This window comes from Dietzia sp. Cai40, assembly GCF_014145165.1.
Classification (GTDB): Bacteria; Actinomycetota; Actinomycetes; order Mycobacteriales; family Mycobacteriaceae; genus Dietzia; species Dietzia natronolimnaea.
The window spans coordinates 1-2787 of sequence record NZ_JAALEB010000404.1 but is presented as its reverse complement, the minus strand read 5'-3'; the positions used below and the strand labels follow the sequence as shown (position 1 = coordinate 2787).

Below are 2787 nucleotides of genomic sequence, written 5' to 3'. Positions count from 1 at the left end.
CTCGCGCCGTTCCCGGACCGCCCGGGCGAGTCCGTCACCGACCGCATCGTGCGCTCGATCGCCACCCTGCGCGAGTTCGTCGATCCGGACGGCTTCGACATCGTCCACGCCCAGGACTGCATCAGCGCCAACGCCGTCGGCCGGTGCATCCGCACGATCCACCACCTCGACGACTTCACCACCCCCGTGCTGGTGGACTGCCACGAGAAGGCCATCACCACCCCTTACGCGCACGTGTGCGTCTCCGAGGCCGTCGCCGCCGAGGTCCGGCGGGGATGGGGCCTGGCTCCCACGGTGATCCCCAACGGCGTGGACCACGCCCGCTTCGCGCAGGCCGCCGGCCCGGGGGCAGGGGCCGCCTCCGCCCGCGCCCGGTGGCGGAGCAGGCTCGGTCCGTACGTGCTGGCCGTGGGCGGCATCGAACCGCGCAAGGGCAGCATCGATCTGCTCGAGGCGTTCGCGCTGATGCGCCCGAGGCGTCCGGACCTCTCGCTCGTCTTCGCCGGCGGGGAGACCCTGTTCGACTACCGCGACTACCGCGCGCGGTTCGAGCAGCGGGCCCTCGAGCTGGGGATCGACCCCGTCGTCCTCGGCGTGGTGCCCGAGGCGGAGCTGCCGGGCCTCGTCGCGGCGTGCGACGTCTTCGCCTTCCCCTCCACCAAGGAGGGCTTCGGGTTGGCCGCCATGGAGGCGCTCGCCGCGGGCCGCCCGGTGGTCGCGCGTGAACTGCCGATCCTCCGCGAGGTGTTCGGCACCTGCGTGGACTACGCTGCGTCGATACCGGAGCTCGCCGACCGTCTGGAGTCGGCACTCTCCCCCGATCCCGCGAGGGCCAGGGACGGCAGCTCCCTGGCCGCCTCGCTGACCTGGGACGCGGCGGCCGCAGCGCACCTGTCGTTCTACTCCGCCCACCCGCGCGGACACCGCGGACGGCCGTCACCGGCGCGGAGGCGCGCCGGCTGATCGGCCATCGGTACGCTGGCCGCATGCGCGAGACCTCAGACGCCCCGGACGTCGACCCCACGGGCGCCCCCGCCGAGCCCGTGACGATCGCCCCCGCCGCGGGCACCGGCGCCGACGCCCACTCCGGCGTCGTCTCGCGGGTGTTCACCGACCGGTGGATGGGCGTGTTGCTGACCATCGGGTCGGTCATCGCCCTGGTGGCGTCGTTCCAGCTCAGCCTGGACAAGATCCGGCTCCTGGAGAACCCGGACTACATGCCGGCCTGCAACTTCTCCATCCTGATGAGCTGCAAGAGCGTCATCAACTCCGAGCAGGGCTCGGTCTTCGGCTTCCCCAATCCCTTCATCGGGCTGGTGGGCTACGCCGTGCTCATCGCGATCGGCGTGGCCGCCGCCTCGGGCGTGCGCTTCCCGCGCTGGTACTGGGTGGGCGCGCTGCTGGGCCTGACGTTCGCCGCGGGGATGGTGCACTGGCTGGCGTACCAGTCCATCTTCTCCATCCAGGTGCTCTGCCCCTGGTGCATGGTCGTGTGGGCCGTGACCATCCCCATGTTCTGGTACACGCTGCTGCACGTCCTGGCCAAGCTCACCGGCGCCGGCTGGGTGCGGGCGCTCCAGCGGTGGCACCTGGTCCCCGTGGTCGTGTGGTTCCTGGCCATGGCCGCGATCATCCTCTGGGCGTTCTGGGACTTCTACTGGGCGGACTTCTTCGGCAACCTCTGACGGCAGCGCCCTCCGGCCGGCAGAGCACTCCGGCCAGCAGAGCCCGTCGGCCGGCCCACGCCATCCCCGCCACCGGCACCGCCCGTGCGACCTGAAGGGAACCCGATGCGCTTCGTGGGAATCGACGTGGTGATCCCGGTCCACGACGAGCAGGAGCTGCTCCCCGGGTGCCTGGACTCTCTCGAGGCGTGCGCCGCGGTCACCCCCGTGCCGGTGACGGTGACCGTGGTCCTCGATTCCTGCACCGACGCCTCCGAGACGATCGCTCGCGGCCGGGTCCGGATCGTGCGGTGCGACGCGCGCAACGTCGGCGCCGCGCGGGCCGTCGGGTTCGACTCCCTCCCGCGACCCGCCTCGCCGCAACGGTCCGGGCAGCGCTGGTACGCCACCACCGACGCCGACTCGCGCGTGCCCCCCCACCTGGCTGGCCGACCAGCTGGCCCGGGCACTCGACGGCGCCGACGTGGTAGCCGGTCTGGTCGAGGTGACCGACTGGTCCGAGTGGAACCCGGACACCCGGGTGCGCTACCTCGAGGGCTACCGGGCCGGTTCCGACCACCGGCACATCCACGGCGCCAACATCGGCATCTCGGCCCGTGCGTACCGCGACCTGGGCGGGTTCGAGCCCCTGCCGGTCCACGAGGACGTGCGCCTGGTGCACCGCGCCGAGGAGGCGGGTCTGGCGATCGCCTGGTCCACCGCGACGCCGGTGACCACCTCCGCCCGGCGGCACTCCCGGACCCCCGGTGGGTTCTCCGGCCACCTGGCCCTGACCGAGCTGGACCACGCAGGGCTGGATCACGCCGAGTCGGACCACGCCGAGCTGGACCACACCAGGAGCGGGGTCACCCCATGACATCACCCGATCGCCCCCGCAGAGCCGACCTCGCCCGCGAGTGGGTCCAAGAGGGGCGCGCCGACCTGCCCCTCCCCGGACACGGGGACACCCGCGCCCGCTGGTCCGAGCTCACCGCGATGTGCGCCCACGATGTGTCGGCCGGCCGCCTGGTCGAGGCCCACGCCGACGCCGACGCCATCCTCGCCGAGATCGAGGGCACCCGAGTCTCGCCCGGCGAGTTCTGGGGCGTGTGGGCCGCCGAGC

The 2787-nt window shown here is 72.8% G+C and carries 3 protein-coding genes and 1 pseudogene; all 4 read left to right on the top strand.

Going from position 1 to position 2787, the window contains the following annotated elements; all coding sequences use genetic code 11:
• Positions 1-963: MSMEG_0565 family glycosyltransferase (locus G6022_RS14465; RefSeq protein ID WP_182691837.1), on the top strand; the 963-nt coding region annotated here is incomplete at its 5' end.
• A 23-nt stretch (positions 964-986) separates the two neighbouring features.
• Entirely contained in the window at positions 987-1685 is a 699-nt protein-coding gene (locus G6022_RS14460) for a vitamin K epoxide reductase family protein (RefSeq protein ID WP_182617849.1), read from the top strand.
• A gap of 484 nt (positions 1686-2169) precedes the next feature.
• Complete coding sequence (locus G6022_RS16955; protein ID WP_241731239.1) at positions 2170-2541, top strand: hypothetical protein; 372 nt, start codon at positions 2170-2172, stop codon at positions 2539-2541.
• Positions 2538-2787: pseudogene (locus tag G6022_RS14450) on the top strand (acyl-CoA dehydrogenase); the annotation flags it as partial. The gene G6022_RS16955 and the pseudogene G6022_RS14450, both read left to right, overlap by 4 nt.